Source organism: Streptomyces sp. 2323.1 (assembly GCF_900221035.1).
Taxonomy (GTDB): Bacteria; Actinomycetota; Actinomycetes; order Streptomycetales; family Streptomycetaceae; genus Streptomyces; species Streptomyces sioyaensis.
This window is the reverse complement of sequence record NZ_LT907981.1, coordinates 7790985-7809277: the sequence shown is the minus strand read 5'-3', so window position 1 is coordinate 7809277 and position 18293 is coordinate 7790985. Positions and strand designations below refer to the sequence as shown.

The following is an 18293-nucleotide window of genomic DNA, read 5'->3' as shown; positions in this document are numbered from 1 at the left end:
CCCCCATGAGCACTGAAGTGATCGTCGTCGGAGCGGGCCCGACCGGGCTGATGCTCGGCTGCGAGCTGGCGCTCGCGGGCGTACGGACCCTGATCGTCGAACGCCGCCACGCGCCGCAGCCGAATTCCCGGGCGTTGACCCTCCACCCGCGCAGCATCGAGTTGATGGACCTGCGGGGGCTGGCCCCCCGGTTCCTCGGCCACGGCAGAACCGCGCACGGCTGGCACTTCGCCGGCCTGGACACCCAGTTGGACTTCACCGCGCTGGACACCCGCCACGGCTACACCCTCTTCATCCCCCAGGCCCGCACCGAGACCCTGCTGGAGGAACGGGCCCGTGAGCTCGGTGTCGAGATCCTGCGAGGCCACGAGGTCGTCGGGGTACACCAGGACGCCGAGGGTGTGGAGGTGGACGTCCGCGGCCCCGAAGGCGAGCAGACCGTACGCGCGCGGTACGTGGTCGGCTGCGACGGCGGGCGGAGTTCCGCCCGCGAGGCCGCCGGGGTCGGGTTTCCCGGCACCGACGAGACGATGACCGGTATCCTCGGCGACTTCGCGATCGTCGACCGCAACGATCCGGCGCTGCAGCGGGCGCGGGCCCGCGGTGTCCTGATCGTGCCGCTGGACGGCAACATCACCCTGTTCGTCTGCATCGACCCCGCGCGGATGCGGGTCTCCGCCCACGAGCCCGTCACCCTTGACGAGTTCCGCTCCTCGTTGAGGAGCCTGTGCGGCTCCGACTGCGGCATCGACGAACCGCGGTGGCTGTCGCGCTTCGGCAACGCCACCCGCCTCGCCGAGCGCTACCGCGCGGGCCGGATCCTGCTGGCGGGCGACGCCGCCCACATCCACTTCCCCGCGGGCGGACAGGGCCTCAACACCGGACTGCAGGACGCCATGAACCTGGGCTGGAAGCTGGCCGCCGAGGTACACGGCTGGGCGCCGCCCGGGCTACTCGACAGCTACGACACCGAGCGCCGTCCCGTCGGACAGGCCGTCACCGAGAACACCGAGGTCCAGACCCTGCTGGCGGAACTGACGCTCGTGGACCAGTACGCGAGGCCCGCAGCCGCCCTGCGCGAGCTCATCGACGAACTCCTGGGCATGGAGGTGGTCAACCGATGCCTCGCCGGCCGGGTCTCCGCACTCGACACCGGCTACCCGCCCGCCGGCGCCAACGCCGACGCGCTCATCGGCCGGCGGATGCCGGACATCGGCCTGACCGCAGCCGCCTCGAACGCAACACGGGCGAATGAGCTGCTGCTCCACGGCCGCTTCGCCCTGCTCGACTTCGCCGGCGACGAGGCACTGCGACCGGCGGTCGAGACCGGGTGGGCCGAACGCGTCAATACCGTCACCGTGACCCAGCACGACGACCACCCTGAACTGGAAGGCGTGACGGAGGTACTGGTGCGCCCTGATGGCCACGTCGCATGGGCCAGCCGCAGCAGCGATACGGATGCGCGCCGGACCGAGCGCACTGCGGCGCTGGCCGACTGGGCGGGCCTGTCCAAGGATGCACTCCCCACACCGAGGAGCGGCGCATGACCGTGTTCGCTGCGCCTGGCCGCTCAAGTTTCCTCCCTCCGGCCCCGGGCGGGTCCGCCCCTCCCTCATATGTACTGCAGAGATGGAGGAGTTGAGATGCGCCTCTTCGTCGTCGGCGCCAATGGCGGACTCGGCCGGCAGGTCATCATCCGTGCACTGGCGAACGGTCATCAGGTGACCGCCTTCGTCCGCAGGGCGGACGGCCTGCGTCCGCACCGTAACCTCTCGGTGATCAAGGGGGCGGTGGCGGACGAGCCCGCTGACGTCCGAAGGGCCATCGCCGGGCACCAAGCGGTGATCTCAGGGCTCGGCAACCCGCTGTGGCTCAAGGGCAGACAGGGCCCGGCGATCGTCGCGCGCGCGGCCGCGAACCTGGTGGCGGCCATGCACGAGGGTGGTGTGGAGCGCATCGTGATGCCGCTGGCCTGGGGCGCGGGAGCGAGCGCCCATCAAGCTTCGCCGCTGCTTCGAGCCGCGACCCGCACCTCATACGGCGGGACTACCGCGACTTCGACGCCGCCGAACACACCCTCACCACATCGGGCCTCAGCTGGACCGTCGCATATTTCGGGGCCCTGACCGACGCCCCACCCGGGAGCCACTGGTCCGTGTACGGGGAACTCCGCACTCCACACAACCTCGCGATAGCGCGCTCGGACGTGGCCCAGTTCCTGCTCGACGCGGCGGAGAAGAACCGCTTCGCCGGGGCACGCGCGGTCCTGAACGGGCCCTGCCGCAAGAGCCCCCGCCCCCCGCCGAAGGAGCCGCACCACGATGGGACGAACGAGCCGGCGAGCGGTCCCGAGCCGCTGGGCGAGGGGAGGCCCCGGCAGTGAGCGTTGTGGACATGACCGTGGTGATCACAGGGGCCAGTTCCGGCGTGGGTGCGGAGGCTGCACGCCAGCTCCATGACGCAGGCGCGCGGGTGATCGCCGTCGGCCGCGATCCCCGCAAGACGAAGGCTCTGACGGACGAGCTGGGCATCGAGGGAGCCACCGTGGACTTCACCGCCCTCGCCGATGTACGGCGGCTGGCCGACCATCTGCGCCGCAGGCTCACCCGCATCGATGTCCTCGCGGCCAATGCTGGAGGCATCCCTCGCGACACCCTGCGGACTCCAGCCGGCATAGAAGCGACCTTCCAGGTCAACGCGCTCGCTCCCTGGCTGCTGACCACCCTGCTCGCGCCGCTTCTGGGCGGCGGACGTGTGATCGCCACCTCGTCCCGCTCCCACACGGCAGCCACCCTCACCACCGACGAACTCGACGCGGTGGCCGCCGGCCTGTCCCGCCCCCTCGCGCACCACGTCTACGCCCGCGCCAAATTGGCCGGTGCCATCCTGCTGCGCGAATTCGGCCACCGCCACCCGGAAATCACCGTCGCCGACTTCCACCCGGGCGTCATCGCCTCCGACTTCGGCCGCTACATGGGCACTACCGGGGCCGTACTGAAAACAGTGGCCAGGCCGTTCCTCGACAGCCCGGCGGACGGCGCGCGCCGTCTGGCCTTCCTTGCGAGCGCGGACGCCGCCGACATCAACGGGCGGTACTTCGTACGGAACCGCCCGGCAGCAGGGTCCCCGCATCTCGACGACCGGGAGCTGGCGACACGACTTTGGCAGCTGGCGGAACGCCTGACCCGACCATGACGGGCGAGTCGGGCCAGCGGGCCGGTCACGCCCGCTCGCGGACATCCGCACGTCGAGAGACTTGTCGCGGAGGCGGTCGCAACGCCTGTGCGATGCTGACGCCGGGTCGCTCAAGCCGCCCGCTCCCGAACCGATCACCGCCGACCCGATCGGTTCCACCGAGAACCCTCTGCTCACACAGTCGTGGCTCGACCTGGCTTTCCTGCACTGGGCCGTTGACCCGTCACAGGTGGCCCACCTGCTGCCGACCGGAACAGTTCCGGACACGTTCGACGGGGCCACTCATGCCGGCCTCGTCCCCTGCCGTATGCACCGGGCCGAGCTGGTCACATGCGACGAGGGCCGCACCAGGGCGGCAGGGCTCCGGACAGCGCTCGACGCCCCCATAAGCGTCCTGTACTCCCCCGGAGCCACCGTCCGGTTCGGACGTCCCGCACGCTCCTCACACGCCGGCGGCATCCCCGCACCCTGAACAACCGCGCCCGCCACTGCTGAACTCGCCCCACCACGCCGCTGGGTAGCGGCACTGGACGTCCCCGAGCACCTGGTCGAGATCGAAGCCACCGCCGTCATCGACTGAACGCCCGTTCTTCGCGCTGGGACTGTCTGATGCCATTCCGCGGCCGTTCATGGATGTCCGCGCTCGACAGGGCCGGGCCTGCGGTGGCCGAGGACGGAGGCCAAGCCGCGGCGGCCCTGGGCGACCGGCCGGCCGCCCATCAGCCACTGAGGTCAGCCCCCGCAGGGGCGAGCGCCCAGGACCTTGGCGGTGAAGCTCGCCAGTTGCTCCCTCAACTCTTCGCGGGGTACGCGCCCTTGTCCGGCAAGGTGCTCGACGAGGTCCGCTCGGACGGAGGCGAGCAGGGCGTGTGCGGTGAACGCGCTGCCGGTGAGGCCCGGGATCTGCTCCAGCATGACGTGGAGCAGGGTGTGCCATCGCTCGTAGTGCTCCGCCCGGTAGGGGCTGTCGCTGCCGTTTCCCTCCAGGGCGAGCGCGAGGTGGCGGTTGTCGAGCTTGAAGCACAGCAGCGCGTCGAGCAGGGCGGGTACCCGCTGAAGCGGCGGGGTGGCAGGGCCCAGTGGCGGCGGACCCTCCTCGACGGCCTCCCTGACCGGCTCGAGTCGCGCTTCGTACAGCGCGCGGATCAGCCCGGTGCGGTCACCGAAGGCGCGGAAGAGCGTCCCCTTGCCCACGCCGGCCGCTGTCGCGATGTCGGCCATGGTGACGTCCGCGGGGCTTTCACAGCGGGTGAAGAGCGTGTCGGCGGCTGCGAGGACGGCCGCCCGGTTACGGGCTGCGTCCTTGCGTGGCTTGCGCTCGGTCATGAGACTCCCTCTGCTTGCGATGCGGACCGGCGGTCCGTATCGTGCAGTGAAACGGACCTCGGGTCCGCATCGTACGGGACGGAGAAACCCATGCCCGAGAACACCCCACCCGCAGAGCTGTATCGACACGGCCTACAACTGCTGCTGGACAAGAACATTCCCGCCTGGGTCGACCTGTGGGCCGAGGACGGCATCCTGGAATTCCCCTTCGCCCCCCAGGGCTGGCCCGGGCGGCTGGAGGGGAAGGACGCCATCGCGGCCTACATGTGCCACTACCCCGACCACATAGACCTGCACGACTTCCCCGACGTGCGGATCCATCGGACCACCGCCCCCAAGACCATCGTGGTCGAGATGCGCGGCATGGGCCGCCTGGTGGAGACCGGCGCTCCCTTCGATATGACCTACATCGCCGTCGTGACGGTTCAGGACGGGCGCTTCACCTCCTACCGCGACTACTGGAACCCCCTCGCCGTCCAGGAGCCCGGCGTCGACTTCGCCGGGAGCACCCGATGACCGCCACCGACACCACTTTGGTCATCGGGGCCACCGGCACCACCGGAAGCCGGACCGCCGCACAACTGATCGCGGCCGGCCACCGGGTGAAGGCCGCCAGCCGTCACGCCACCCCTGTCCCGGGCGCGGAATCGGTCCGCTTCGACTGGAACGACCCCGCCTCCCACGCAGCGGCCCTCGGCGGAGCCGACCGCGTCTACCTCATCCCACCCCTGGGCGACGCCGACCCGGCCTCGGTCATGCTGCCCTTTCTCCGACAGGCCCGCACCGTCGGCGTACACCGCGCGGTGCTGCTCAGCTCCTCGGCCATCCCCGAGGGCGGCCCGGCGGTGGGAGCGGTACACCAGGCCCTGCCCGGCCTGTTCGACGAATGGGCCGTGCTGCGGCCCTCCTGGTTCATGCAGAACTTCACCGGCAATCACGCACACGCCCAGAACATCCGCGCAAACGGCACGATCCAGACCGCCGCCGGGACCGGCCGGGTCGGCTTCGTCGACGCCGACGACATCGCCGCCGTCGCCGTACGTGCCCTGACCGGCGATCAGGCGCCCAACACCGACCTGCTCCTGACCGGACCAGAGGCGCTCAGCCACGACGACATCGCCACGATCATCACGGACGTTACGGGCCGGCCTGTGGTCCACCACCGCCTGGCCTTTGAACAGATGCGGGACCGTCTCACGGCGCTGATGCCGCTGGAGTTCGCCGAGATGCTGGCAGGCATGGACCGCGCCATCGCCGAGGGAGCCGAGGACCGCACCACCGACACCGTCCAGCGCCTCACCGGCCGCCCGTCGCAAAGCTTCCGCGCAGTCGCCGAACGGGAGATGGCGCGAAACGGATGAAGCTCGGCCCCGGGTTCGGCCTCCCGGGCTGCCGTCTGACCTGCTCGCTGTCGGGTACGGCTGCCAGTTACCCCCGCGGCCCCTCGCGTGCCCGCCGATCACCGCCGGGCCGTTCCACCGGCTGCGTCGTCTCGCCGCATGGTCGACAGAAGCAACCCTTCCGGGCGTGCGGCGGTTTTACCAGGCGTCGTGCTCAGAGGGGCAACCTCTGTCGAGAGGTACTGGTAAACCGACTGGAAAGGGCGTACTCCATGGTGCTCGATCCCAACTTCAGCTTGGACGTTCCGGAGGGTTTCGACGATTCGGATGCTGAGACCGGGGTGCATCCCATGGCAAGGAAGCTATTCCTTGGCACAACTGCCGCGGAAGCCTTCAGGAAAGCCCATGAGTGGCTGCGGGAACAAAAAGTCCGCCTGGTAGACGTGTCGTGGACTGTCTCGGACGGCGAGGACGAGCCCTACACGCTGAGCATCTATTTCACGTTCGAGCCGGATCCCGAAGACACCTGACCACGACTATGCAGTTTCGTTTGGGTCAGCCGGCAGGTTGTTGGCCGGGGGGATGCTAGATACGACGACGCTCTCGTCGTCCGGGGGGGGCAGAGCGGGCGAAGGACTCATCGGACAGGGCCTAGCGGTTCGGGCGGTTGGTGGCGTGGGCGTCGGCGAAGTCCCGTACCACGGTGAGAAGTTGCTCGGGGGTCTCCATCTGGGACATGTGCCCGGTGCAGTGGAGGAGCTCGAACCGGGCCCCGGGGATGGCTGCCGCGTAGGCGCGTCCGTACTCGGCGTCCACGACCTGGTCGCTCTCTCCCCACACGACGAGGGCCGGGTGCGTGACCTTGGCGAGGTGCTCACGAAGGGCGGGGTCGGCCATGGCCTGCGGCCCGGAGTAGACCTCCAGGGCGGCGAGGTTGGCGGCCATGACCGCGCGGGCGGCCTCGGGGAGGGCGGCGGGGTCGACGGCGAACTTCGCAGGGGCGTGGAGTTCGTCGAGCAGCCGCGCATAGGCCCGGGCGAGGGTGGGGACGTCGGTGAGCCAGGCGGGCCGGTCGGTGCCACCGAAGCCCGGGTGGACAGAGGTGATGACCCTGGCCTGCCGTTGGTCGGCGAGCAGGCCGGCGAAGGGCGCGACCGTCGACGGACCCACCGCCACCGTGCAGCAACAGGACCCACGATGCGCGGAAGCCAGTGGGGTTCGCGTCGTGCTTGCAGGTTTCCAGACGGGAAATCCAGACGGAAATTACGCCGCTTGGCGTGACCTGCCACCCCCAATGGAAGTCAGGGTGCTCGTCAAAATGCCCCGAGAATGCCAACAAACAGCGCAATATAAGACACTAGCGGCCATAGGCGCCGGTGCGGACGGTGCGCCGGGACGGGATCGGGTCCGCTCGCAGGGTGGGCGTTCCTGCTGGCCGGAAGCGGTCAGTCAGGGTGCTCGTGGCATCTGCTCGGCTGACGGACGAGAATTCCGCGGCCGTCCGGACAGACCGGGTGTCCCACAGGGACGGGCGAACAGACCATCCGGAGGGAGAGGGCGCTACGTGAGCGTGCAACGGGTGGGCATCGTCGTCCACGGAGGACGTCCCCGTGCCCTGGCAGCTGCCGACATCGTCCGACGATGGTGCGAACGCCAGGATGTCGGCTGCGTCGCCATCGACGTGTGGAGTCAGGACGAACAACGGCGGGACGCGCGGGAGGAGCTCGACGCTGCCGGCAGCCCCGACCTGATCGTCACGCTCGGAGGAGACGGCACCTTCCTCCGCGGAGCACGCCTGGCCGCACAGAACGACGCCCTTGTCCTAGGTGTCGACCTGGGCACCCTCGGCTTCCTGACCGAGGTCGCGGCCGACGACGTCGAGTGCGCGCTGGACACCATCCATCGCGGCCAAGTGGACATCGAGACCCGCCTGATGCTGACGATGCGGGCGTCCTGTCCGCTGAAGCTCCCCGAGGGGCTGGAGACCCTCCTGCGCTACGGCCGCGGTCCCGCGCTGCCGCCTCCGCCGGTGCGCCCCGAGTGTGCCGTCGCCCTGGACTGGGGGGTGGCTCTGAACGTGACCGCCCTCAACGACATCGTCCTGGAGAAACTGGCACGCGACCGGCAGGTCTCCCTCGGCGTGTCCCTCGCGGGCCGACTGCTCGCCTCCTACTCTGCCGACGCCGTCCTGGTCGCCACTCCCACCGGGTCCACGGCGTACAGCTTCGCCGCCGGCGGCCCCGTCATCTCCCCCGGAGCCGACGCCATCGTCTTCACCCCTGTAGCTCCGCACATGACCTTCAACCGCTCGGTGGTCGCCGCACCCGACGAGCCCGTCGCCCTACGCGTCCTGGGCCACTCCGGCCGGGCCGCGGTGAGCGTCGACGGCCAGTTGCGCGGTGTCCTGGATCCGGGGGACTGGATCGGTGTCTACGCGGCTCCCCAACGCCTGCGCGTCGCGCGGCTGGGACCGACCGACTTCTACGGCAGGCTGCGTGAGCGCATGCGCCTGACCGATGCCCCCGCGACAGCCGACGCCGATGTCACCCCGATGTGGCCCCACACCAGCCCGGTCCCCGACGACCTCGCACACCTGCGCCTTCCACCCGCGCCATCGGACATCGGCTGAACTGAATGGACGGGCCCTCCCCGGCTCGCTGCTCCTCCCCGTCTTGCGGCTGCCGCCACCACGGCCCGGGATGAGCCCCTGCCCGTCAACCGACGCCGAGGCGCTGGCCGAGTTGCGAACCGTGCTGCTTCGGGCGGATTTGGAGCGGCTCGGGCGGTACGACGAGCGGCGGGTACGACAGCGACTGCGGGACGGGTTCGCTCCGACGCACACCTGGGTGCTGGAGCGGTGCCACGACGCCCCCGGCGCGGTAGCGGACCGGGAGCTTGTCGAACCGTGTTGCGATCGCGCGGGGTGCCGCGCAGCTGACGGTTGGCGACTTGCGGCGTAGTGCAGGGCAAGCGCTGTCTGCTCCGTCGTACAGGGTGGTCTCCATGAGTGCTCTCTTCGATCTCCCTGAGCCCCGTCGGATCTTGCTGGGCGAGTACCCGCTGTGGGACGAGGCTCTTGCCCTTGTCAACCGGGACCTTGCGGTGACCTTGCCGGCCCAAGGACCCCTGCAATTGCTGGGACTTCCCTCGTACGACGAGGGCGTGGCCGAGTACGTCTGCGTGGCCCTGGCCAACGGCGAGTGGCACGGCAACGTCGTGGATCCGGACTCGGCGGACGCCCCTGTCCTCGCTCTGACGGCCATCACCGAGGCCGCACAGGAGACTGTCACGGAGTGTCTCTGGCAGACATGGCCTGTGTGCGACGAGCACGACCTCGGCATGCATCCGCGAGAGGCGGGCGGACAGCTCTCCTGGTGCTGTGCGGGCGGGGGCGTCCGGCGCGAGCGGGCTCACATACGGGCGGCCGTGGGCGACCTCGCCGGCCTCGTCCGCCCGCACCAGCCCCACCACAATCGGCGTGACGGCTGATTGCTTGCTTCACCACAGCCGCAGCAAGCCGCCGTGACATGAGAAGGGCCACGTCCGTCGGTGTTGTTGTGACGCAATACCTGGCCCGCACGGCCCAGCGCTTGCCGTCGACCGTGCCGATCCGGCGGAAGACGAGCCCCGCTACGGCCGCCTCCAGTCGTCGGACTCACCTGGCCAGGCATCCGGCGACCACCTCTTTGGGCGACAGCGACGCAGAGGATGCCGGCACTGTTCCACGCGACCACACGGCCGGCAGTCGTCAGCGGCCGCCGTCAGCGCTCAGCGTGCGGCGAGCATGCGCAACCCCTGCTGCAGTGAAGGGCCTCACCAAGTCAATCGAGAAACACGCCGCGCCCTTCTTCGGCGCTGGGGCCTGGCCGCGGTCCCCCAGAGCGGTACGGACAGCCCTTCCCCAGCATGGGGATGGTTGAGGGCAAGGTCCGGACCATGCACGAACCAATATGCTGCCGACAGCAGACACAGCCGCCATTGCAGCAGGTCAGCACAACTATGAGCGCTGTACCACCAATAGGCCAAGAACCTACTGGCGCTCCGGACACCTCACGTTCATGAAGTCACCAACCGCGACCGCTGGAGCTCACCGAACCGTTGCCCACACACGCTGGCCTGGGCTAACGCCAGCCCGGCCGATACCACTTTCCTCAGAACTTCGCAGGGGCTAGGTTATGCGTCCCGTCCGCCGAGGTGGTGGACACCCAAGCGATCGGCCGCGGCACCACCGTCGCGGTCAGCAGCTTGTAGAACTCGTTGCGGGACATGGCAGCGGGATCGAAGTCAGTGCGCATGGTGATCAGTATCCACGGAGGCGGCCGCAGATCCCACGGCGGATCCACGGCACGACCAAACCCCTGAGGTCGACGGAGAGTGCCCGGTATCGGAGCCGACAAGCACCAGGAGCCGACACCGTGTCCACGGCCCCAGCTCGCTACGACAAACGCGCCCGCCACTACGAAGCCCTGGTCACCCTCGCCTGCCCACGACTGTGACTGCCCTGACTTTGCGGACATGCCTAGCAATACGGCACGAGTACGTAGATGTCAGGAACTCATGGAGACTCCACGCTCGTCGGCGAGCGGGTGGCGCGGGCTGTCGAGCCGGTGCGGTCAGATCCTGCCGAACGGAAGGAAGTTTCCCTTTCAGGCATTCGCTGCCGAAGGGGTATCTAACGGCGACCATGGCACCCTACTCTGGAGCCGCCCCGGTCGCGTCGACGGACGTACGAACGTGGTGTACGGCATCGCGCCGGTGCGGGCGATCCGACCTGTCCGTCCGTCCCGGTCGTATGCCCAAGTCCCGGGCCCGGTGCAGCGCGTCACCCAGGGAGGCGAACGTGCCCAGTGGGGCTGGATCGACCGATTCCGCACCCATCGCGCCCTCCGGCGACACCGCCCCGGGCACTCCCAACGCGCCGGTGATCTCGCTGCCGAAGGGTGGCGGCGCCATCCGGGGGATCGGGGAGAAGTTCACGGCGAACCTGGTGACCGGCACCGGCGGGCTCTCGGTTCCCCTCGCGATCAGCCCGGGACGGTCCGGGTTCGGCCCGTCTTTGACACTCGGTTACGACTCCGCTGCCGGTAACGGCCCGTTCGGGATCGGCTGGGGCATCGGGCTACCGGCGATCACCCGCAAGACCGACAAGGGCATCCCGGGCTATGCCGACGAAGGCGAGGACTCCGAAGACACCTTCATCCTGTCCGGCACCGAGGACCTTGTCCCCGTCCTGGTGGAGCGCGGTGGAGAGTGGATCCGGAATCGCCGGTCGTGCAGGGTGGACGGCTCGGATTATGCGGTGTGCCGATATCGGCCGCGCGTGGAAGGCCTTTATGCGCGCATCGAGCGGTGGACTGACGTACGGTCCGGCGACGTCCATTGGCGCTCGATCAGCCGGGACAATGTCACCACCGTCTATGGACGTGATGCCGCCAGCCGCATCGCCGACCCGAACGACGCGCGCCGGGTGTTCAGTTGGCTGATCTGTGAAAGCCATGACGATGCCGGAAACGCGGTCCGCTATGAGTACAAGACCGAGGACGGCAGCGGCGTCGATCTCACTGCCGGCTGCGAACGCAACCGCACCGCGGCCGGTCGCGCCGCGAACCGATATCTGAAGCGAATCCGCTACGGAAACACGGTTTCCCGGCTGGTCTCCGATGATTCGGACCACATGTTCGAGATCGTGTTCGACTACGGCGAGCACGACGAGAGTACGGCCGAAGTCCGGCCGTGGGCCTGTCGGCTGGACCCGTTCTCCTCCTACCGGGCCGGATTCGAGATTCGCGGCTACCGGCTCTGCCGCCGGGTGCTGATGTTCCATCATTTCCCGGACGAGCCCGATGTCGGTCGTGACTGCCTGGTGCGCTCCACCGATCTGGTATATCGCGGCGATGCCGAGCGGGGCGGGGTGACGGGCGCGTTTTTGGAGTCGGTGTCACACAGCGGCTGGCGGCGGGCTTCCGGTGGATATCTCACCAGGTCGATGCCGCCACTGGAATTCTCCTATTCCCAGGCCGAGATCGACACCGAGGTACGCACACTCGACGCGGCTGACCTGGAGAACGCGCCGATCGGCGTGGACGGATCGGCCTACCGATGGACGGACTTGGAGGGCGACGGGCTGGCCGGGCTACTCACCGAGCAGGCCGGGACCTGGTTCTACAAGCCCAACCTCGGCGGTGGCCACCTCGGACCGATGCGCGTGGTACGCAGCCGCCCGACCGGCGGCCGGACCGAGCTGCTGGACCTGGACGGCGACGGCCGCCCGGCCGTGGTGGATTTCGGTGGCACCACACCGGGGTTCACCGAACGGTCCGACCAGGACTGGGAGGTGTTCCGGCCGTTCCGGTCCCGACCGAACCTGGCCTGGGACGACCCGAACCTGCGCTTCGTGGACCTCAGCGGCGACGGCCGGGCCGACGTGCTTGTCACCGGCGAGCCGGGCTGGACCTGGTATCGATCGCTGGGCGAGGAGGGATTCGACGCCGGCCGCCGGACCTGGCCGGCACGGGACGAGGAATCCGGGCCGCAACTGGTCTTCGCCGACCGCACCTCGTCGATCCACTTGGCGGACCTGTCCGGCGACGGGCTCGCCGACCTCGTCCGGATCCGCAACGGCGAGATCTGCTACTGGCCGAACCTGGGCCACGGCCGGTTCGGCGCCAAGGTCGGCATGGACTGCGCTCCCCGGCTCGACAGTCCGGACCAGTTCGACCCGGCCAGGATCCGGCTGGCCGATGTCGATGGTTCCGGCCCGGCGGACCTGATCTACCTGCACCGCGACGGGGTCCGGCTCTACCTGAACCGTTCGGGCAACGCGTGGAGCGCTCCGCACGCCCTGCCCGTGGCCTTTCCCCGGATCGAGAACGTGTCCAAGGTCGCCGCGATCGACCTGCTCGGCTCCGGCACCGGCTGCCTGGTGTGGTCCTCGCCACTGCCCGCCGAATCCGGCCGGCAGCTGCGCTATCTGGATCTGATGCGCGGCGGCAAACCCCATCTGCTCACCGGGGTACGCAACAACCTGGGCGCCGAAACCCATATCCGCTACGCCCCCTCGACCCGCTTCTACGCCGAGGACGCCGCCGCCGGGCGCCCCTGGCTGACCCGGTTGCCGTTCGTCGTGCACCTGGTCGAGCGCGTGGAGACGGTGGACGCGATCGGTCGTCACCGATTCGTCAGCCGGTACGCCTACCACCATGGCCATTTCGACGGGCCGGAGCGTGAGTTCCGGGGTTTCGGCATGGTCGAGCAGACCGATACCGAAGCGTTGGAGGCGTTGGCCGAGGCCGGCAATGTGGACGAGGCCACGTACCGGCCGCCCACGCTCACCCGGACCTGGTTCCACACGGGTGCCTTTCTCCCCGGACAGCGGATCTCGCGGCAGTTCGAACGCGAATACCACAACGATGACCTGTTACTCCCCGACACGGTGCTGCCGGACGGCCTGACCGCCGACGAGGCCCGGCAGGCATGTCGTTCCCTGAAGGGATCGGTGCTCCGCACCGAGGTGTACGCGCTCGACAACAGTGACGCCGAAAGCCGCCCGTACCGCGTCACCGAGCACAACCATCTGATCCGGATGCTCCAACCGGCCGTCGGCCACGCCGACTCGACCGGCAGGCCGCATGCGGTTTTCGACGTACACCCCAGGGAAACCCTGACCGGGCACTACGAGCGCACCGTGGACCCGCGGGTCGGCCATGAGCTGACCCTCGCCGTCGACGCATACGGCAATGTGCTGCGGTCGGTGACCGTCGGCTACGGCCGTACCCGCCCCTCCCCCGATCTCGATGAGCGGGACGCGGGACCGCAGCGGCGCACGCATATGGTGCTCACCGACCACGACTACACCAACGCCGTCGAGGAACCCGACAGCTACCGTGCGCCCCTGCCCTGCCGGACACGCGCCTTCGAGGTGCTGGCGCTCCGCCCCGCCGGGGACCGGTTCACCCACGCCGAGCTGACCCGCGCGCTGACCGGCATCGATCAGACCATTCCCTACCAGGACTGGGACGCACTGCCGGCGAAACCGGCACTCCGGCTCACCGAGCACGTACGCACCCTGTACCGGAGCGACGACCTCTCAGGGCCACTGCCCCTCGGCACGCTCCAGTCCCGCGCGCTGCCCTACCAGGAGTACCGACTCGCCTTCCCCGACGGACTGGTCACTGCGCTGTATGGGGACCGGGTCGACGAACCGATGCTGCGGGCCGCCGGATATCTGCGGCACGAGGGGGGATGGTGGATTCCCTCGGCGCGGACCGCGTACGCGCCACCGGACACGAGCGAACTGGACTACGCCGAACGTCACTTCTTCCTGCCCTGCCGGTTCACCGATCCGCTCGGTGACACCTCGACGGTCTCCTACGACGACTACGACCTGCTCCTCGTCGACAGCACCGACCAGCTCGGCAACCGCTACACGGTGGGTGAACGCGACGCCGACGGCAGGACGCTCTCCCAGGGCAACGACTACCGCGTCCTGCGGCCGGCCCTCGTCACCGACCCCAACCGCAACCGGGTCCAAATGGCCTACGACGTGCACGCCAGGGTCGCCGGGACCGCGACCATGGCCAAGCGCGAGGAATCCCTCGGCGACTCTCTGGACGGCTTCGACCCCGACCCGTCACCCGCGCTGGTGGCCCGGTACCTCGCCGATCCGCTCGCGGCCGGACCTGCGTTGCTCGGGTCGGCGGGGAGCAGGTTCTGCTACGACGAGTCGGCATTCTGGCTGCGCGGGAAACCGGCCGTGGTCGCGACCCTCGCCCGGCACACCCACCAGTCCGACCTCGCCCCTGGCGAGCAGAGCAGGATCACCCACACGATCGCCTACAGCGACGGTTTTGGACGCGAGGTCCAGTCCAAGGTCCAGGCCGAACCCGGTCCGCTGTCCGAGGGCGGCCCGGTCGTCGAGCCCCGCTGGGCCGGCACCGGATGGACGATCTTCAACAACAAGGGCAACCCGGTTCGTACCTTCGAGCCGTTCTTCACCGGGACCCACGCTTTCGAGTTCGCGGTCATCGCCGGGGTGAGCACGGTGCTCCTCTACGACCCGCTGGAGCGGGTGGTCGGCAGCCTGCATCCCGACCACACCTATGCGAAAACGGTGTTCGACCCGTGGCGGCAGCGGGTGTGGGACGGCAACGACACCGTGCTGACCGATCCCCGGCAGGATCCGGACATCGGCGGCCAGGTCCGCCAACTGCTGGCCACGGAGCCCGGGTGGACCACATGGCATGCCGCGAGGGCCGAGGGGGCCCTCGGCCCCGAGCAGCGGCGCGCCGCCGAGAAGGCCGCACTCCACGCGCACACGCCCACCGACACCCATCTCGACTCCCTCGCCCGCCCGTTCCGCACCGTTGCGCACAACCGGCACGCCAAGGACGGGACGCTCGTCGAGGAGCGTCTGGTGACCCGGACGAGCACGGATGTCGAGGGCAACGTCCGCGAGGTGCGCGACCCGCTCGGCCGCGCCGCGATCCGCCACGACTACTCGATGGTGGGCATGCAGGTGAGCCGGGCAGGCATCGACTACGGGGCCGGGGCACTGCTGCCGGACGTGCTCGGCAACCCGCGCTGCACCTGGAACAGCAGGGGCTTCCGGTTCCGCACCGAGTACGACGCCGGCCACCGCCCGGTACGCGCCTACGTCAGCGGTCCGGGTCTCGCCGGTGAGGTTCTGCACCAGAGGACCGAATACGGCGAGGATCCGGCCCGCAACCTGCGGACCCGGGTGTTCCGGCGGCACGACGGCTCCGGGGTCAGCACCCACGAGGCGTACGACTTCCGCGGCAACCTGCTGGAGGCGACGCGCCGGTTCCCGGTGGATTACCGGCGAGCGCCCGACTGGCGGGAGGAGGTCGCGCTGGAGGAGGAGGTCTACACCGGCCGCACCCGATTCGACGCGCTGGACCGCCCCATCAGCATCACCAGCCCGGACGGCACCATGGTCCGGCCGTACTACAACGAGGCGAACCTGCTGGAGCGTCTCGTGGCCACCTCCGACGGCAGGGACACCGTGCTGATCGCGGGGGTGGAGTACAACGCCCGCGGGCAGCGCACCGGGATCGACTACGGCAACGGCGCGCGGACCCGCTACACCTACGACCCGCTGACCTTCCGGCTCACCGCGCTGCGGACCCGCCGTGAGCGGCCGCGTTCCCGCCGCGAGCGCAGGACGGTGCAGCACCTGGCCCACTGCCACGACCCGGTCGGCAACATCGTCTCGATCCGGGACACCGCGCAGCAGAGGACGTTCTTCCGCAACCGGGTCGTCGAGCCCGGCGCGGACTACACCTACGACGCGGTGTACCGGCTCATCGAGGCGACCGGCCGGGAACACCTCGGCCAGACCGATCCCGGTGACACGGGCGACGCGCCCAGGGTGGGGCTCACCCACCCCGGTGACGGTGCCGCGATGGGGCGTTACCTACAGCGGTATGTCTATGACCCGGTCGGCAACATGCTGTCCCTGGAACACCGCGCATCCACCTCTCCCGGCTGGACCCGACGGTTCCGGTACGCCGAGCCCAGTGCGCTGGAACCGGAGGTGACCGGCAACCGGCTGAGCGGTGTGGGCGACGGCGAATTCGCTTACGACGCCAGGGGGAACACCACCGCGATGCCCGGCCTGCCGGTGCTGCGCTGGGATCCCGAGGACCAGCTGGAGACCACCGCCCGGCAGGTCCGCGGCGCCGGAACTCCGCAGACGACGTACTACTCCTACGACGCCACCGGACAACGCGTCCGCAAGGTCACCGACTCGTCCTGTGGCGAGGGTGGCACGGCGAGGAGAAGCAGCGAACGCCGTTACATCGGCCCGTTCGAGGTCTACCGGGAGTACGGCGCGGACGGCGCGGTGACTCTGGAACGCCAGACGGTGCACGCGATGGACGACACACGGCGCGTCGCGTTGCTGGAGCGTCGGACCCGCGGCGCGGATTCCGGTCCGGAACACCAGGTCCGCTATCAGCTGGCGGACCATCTCGGCTCCGCCACGCTGGAACTGGACCAGCGGGCCCGGATCCTCACGTACGAGGAGTACTACCCCTACGGCGGCACGGCCTACCAGGCGGTACGTGCCAAGACCGAGACGCCCAAGCGCTACCGCTTCACCGGGCGGGAGCGCGACACCGAGACCGGCCTGTACTTCCACGGCGCCCGCTACTACGCCCCGTGGCTGTGCCGCTGGACCAGCTGCGACCCGATCGACACACCTCAGGCCAGCTCGTACGAGTACGCCCATGGCAATCCGGTCGCGCTGGTCGACCTGGACGGCAGGAATCCGACGCCTCCCACGCACACCATCGACGACATCCTGGAGTTCGTTCGGAATCAGGCGGGATTCGAGGCCGGCGCCAGTACCAGCCCCGGCGCCATCAACCGGACGCCGCTGAACTTCAGCAGCAAGGCAGCGAGCCCGTTCGGCACCGCGGCGCACGGTCGCGTCGGCGGCGTACTGCGGGAGTTGCAGCAGCTGGGTGTGCAGGGCGCCGAGCGGATCTACGCCGATGTGCGGGTGATCGGCGGCACGATCACCGAAATCGGCGTCCCACCGGGGGGTCCGAAAGGGGCGCACAACCTCGATGTGGTGGTCGCCAAGGTCGGTCAGACGCTGGCGAAGGGGCAGAGCCTGCTCGGTGGCGTCGCCGAGGCGATCGGCGATTTCAAGTACGGCGGGGGCCGGATCGCCCAGAAGTACGCCGTCTATGCCTCCAAGCTGCTGACGCTGAACGCCCGTCCTCTGGCGGCCGCGGACTTCATCGAAGACGTTGCGTCCACCACGGCCAACGTCGAGCAGGCCGCCGCGAGCACCCAGCAGGCGGTGACGGCCACGGTCTCCGCGGCCGCGACCGAGACCGCGTCCGTCGCCAAGACCGTTTCGACAACCGCCCAGGTGGCCTCCGAGACCGGCGTCGCGGCCAAGGCGGTGGGTACGGGAGCGCGGGCCCTGCAGGCGGCCGCGCCGGTGCTCAAGGTGGTCGGGAAGGTGGCGGCCCCGCTGGCCGTGGCCGCCACCGCCCTCCAAGTGGCCACCGCGAAGACCACGGCCGACAAGGTCGACGCGGGAATCGGCGTCGTGTCCACAGCGGTCGGTTTCGCGGGCCCGCCGGGGGCGGTCGCCGCGGTCGGCATTCAGGGGACCGCGTACGTCAGCGGCAAGGTGGGCGAAATCGTCACCGAGAAGACCGGCAGCGAGACCGCCGGGGTGGCCGCGGCCACGTTGACCGGGGCGGCGGCGGGGGCAGGGGTCGGCGCCGTCGTCGGAAGCATCGTGCCCGGAGTGGGTACCGCGGTCGGCGCCGGGGTGGGCGCGGTCGTCGGCGCCGGCATCGGATTCGTCAAGTCGTACTGGAAATAGTCGTGTTGGAACAGCTGGAACAGCTGGAATCGGGGCGGAAGGGCGAAGATTGAGATGCCGGAGTTGAT

General features: G+C 69.6%; 10 protein-coding genes and 4 pseudogenes. 11 read left to right on the top strand and 3 right to left on the bottom strand.

Features of this window, described 5'->3' with window-relative positions; genetic code table 11:
- The first annotated feature begins 5 nt into the window (after positions 1-5).
- The 4 genes and pseudogenes from CPH93_RS33370 to CPH93_RS37675 all read left to right on the top strand — a co-directional run.
- Positions 6-1547, top strand: a complete 1542-nt coding sequence (locus CPH93_RS33370) for a monooxygenase (protein ID WP_096214993.1) — start codon at positions 6-8, stop codon at positions 1545-1547.
- A gap of 69 nt (positions 1548-1616) precedes the next feature.
- Positions 1617-2383, top strand: a pseudogene (locus CPH93_RS37680) (NAD(P)-dependent oxidoreductase).
- Complete coding sequence (locus CPH93_RS33355; RefSeq protein WP_159395095.1) at positions 2380-3195, top strand: SDR family NAD(P)-dependent oxidoreductase; 816 nt, start codon at positions 2380-2382, stop codon at positions 3193-3195. Before CPH93_RS37680 ends, CPH93_RS33355 begins: the two are co-directional and overlap by 4 nt.
- 85 nt (positions 3196-3280) lie before the next feature.
- Positions 3281-3511 (top strand): annotated as a pseudogene (locus tag CPH93_RS37675) (DUF2071 domain-containing protein); the annotation flags it as partial.
- A 416-nt stretch (positions 3512-3927) separates the two neighbouring features.
- Here the strand turns inward: CPH93_RS37675 and CPH93_RS33345 are convergent.
- A complete protein-coding gene (locus CPH93_RS33345; protein ID WP_096214990.1) occupies positions 3928-4521 on the bottom strand; it encodes a TetR/AcrR family transcriptional regulator in 594 nt (197 codons plus the stop codon).
- A gap of 90 nt (positions 4522-4611) precedes the next feature.
- Between CPH93_RS33345 and CPH93_RS33340 the strand changes: the two genes are divergently transcribed.
- From CPH93_RS33340 to CPH93_RS33330, 3 genes are all read left to right on the top strand, one after another.
- Positions 4612-5037 (top strand): nuclear transport factor 2 family protein, encoded by a 426-nt coding sequence (locus tag CPH93_RS33340; RefSeq protein ID WP_096214989.1) that lies wholly within the window; start codon positions 4612-4614, stop codon positions 5035-5037.
- Positions 5034-5882: an NmrA family NAD(P)-binding protein gene (locus tag CPH93_RS33335; protein WP_096214988.1), complete on the top strand. Its 849-nt coding sequence runs from the start codon at positions 5034-5036 to the stop codon at positions 5880-5882. Before CPH93_RS33340 ends, CPH93_RS33335 begins: the two co-directional genes overlap by 4 nt.
- A gap of 251 nt (positions 5883-6133) precedes the next feature.
- Positions 6134-6391 carry a hypothetical protein gene (locus CPH93_RS33330; RefSeq protein WP_096214987.1) on the top strand — a complete coding sequence of 86 codons (258 nt, stop codon included), beginning with the start codon at positions 6134-6136 and terminating at the stop codon, positions 6389-6391.
- A 121-nt stretch (positions 6392-6512) separates the two neighbouring features.
- Here CPH93_RS33330 and CPH93_RS33325 read toward each other — a convergent pair whose 3' ends face one another.
- Positions 6513-7031, bottom strand: coding sequence for an alpha/beta fold hydrolase (locus CPH93_RS33325; RefSeq protein ID WP_231977050.1), 519 nt, complete (start codon positions 7029-7031; stop codon positions 6513-6515).
- Positions 7032-7425: 394 nt separating this feature from the next.
- Here CPH93_RS33325 and CPH93_RS33320 point away from each other — a divergent pair, with 394 nt between their 5' ends.
- The 3 genes and pseudogenes from CPH93_RS33320 to CPH93_RS33310 all read left to right on the top strand — a co-directional run bounded on the left by CPH93_RS33320 (position 7426) and on the right by CPH93_RS33310 (position 9350).
- Positions 7426-8490 carry an NAD(+)/NADH kinase gene (locus CPH93_RS33320; protein WP_096214986.1) on the top strand — a complete coding sequence of 355 codons (1065 nt, stop codon included), beginning with the start codon at positions 7426-7428 and terminating at the stop codon, positions 8488-8490.
- A gap of 70 nt (positions 8491-8560) precedes the next feature.
- Positions 8561-8752: pseudogene (locus CPH93_RS37095) on the top strand (GNAT family N-acetyltransferase); the annotation flags it as partial.
- Between the two features lie 112 nt (positions 8753-8864).
- On the top strand, positions 8865-9350 hold the full coding sequence (locus CPH93_RS33310) for a hypothetical protein (protein WP_096214985.1): 486 nt from the start codon (positions 8865-8867) through the stop codon (positions 9348-9350).
- 665 nt (positions 9351-10015) lie between these two features.
- On the opposite strand, the pseudogene CPH93_RS33305 reads toward CPH93_RS33310, so the two are convergent.
- Positions 10016-10156 (bottom strand): annotated as a pseudogene (locus tag CPH93_RS33305) (flavin reductase family protein); the annotation flags it as partial.
- 545 nt (positions 10157-10701) lie between these two features.
- On the opposite strand from CPH93_RS33305, the gene CPH93_RS33300 reads away from it, so the two are divergent.
- Complete coding sequence (locus CPH93_RS33300; RefSeq protein ID WP_231977049.1) at positions 10702-18225, top strand: SpvB/TcaC N-terminal domain-containing protein; 7524 nt, start codon at positions 10702-10704, stop codon at positions 18223-18225.
- Positions 18226-18293: the final 68 nt, after the last annotated feature.

Bases quoted from the DNA above. Each gene is read 5' to 3' on its own strand.
- CPH93_RS33340 (WP_096214989.1), top strand. From the start codon at position 4,612: ATGCCCGAGAACACCCCACCCGCAGAGCTGTATCGACACGGCCTACAA.
- CPH93_RS33310 (WP_096214985.1), top strand. From the start codon at position 8,865: ATGAGTGCTCTCTTCGATCTCCCTGAGCCCCGTCGGATCTTGCTGGGC.
- CPH93_RS33345 (WP_096214990.1), bottom strand. From the start codon at position 4,521: ATGACCGAGCGCAAGCCACGCAAGGACGCAGCCCGTAACCGGGCGGCC.
- CPH93_RS33370 (WP_096214993.1), top strand. From the start codon at position 6: ATGAGCACTGAAGTGATCGTCGTCGGAGCGGGCCCGACCGGGCTGATG.
- CPH93_RS33335 (WP_096214988.1), top strand. From the start codon at position 5,034: ATGACCGCCACCGACACCACTTTGGTCATCGGGGCCACCGGCACCACC.
- CPH93_RS33330 (WP_096214987.1), top strand. From the start codon at position 6,134: ATGGTGCTCGATCCCAACTTCAGCTTGGACGTTCCGGAGGGTTTCGAC.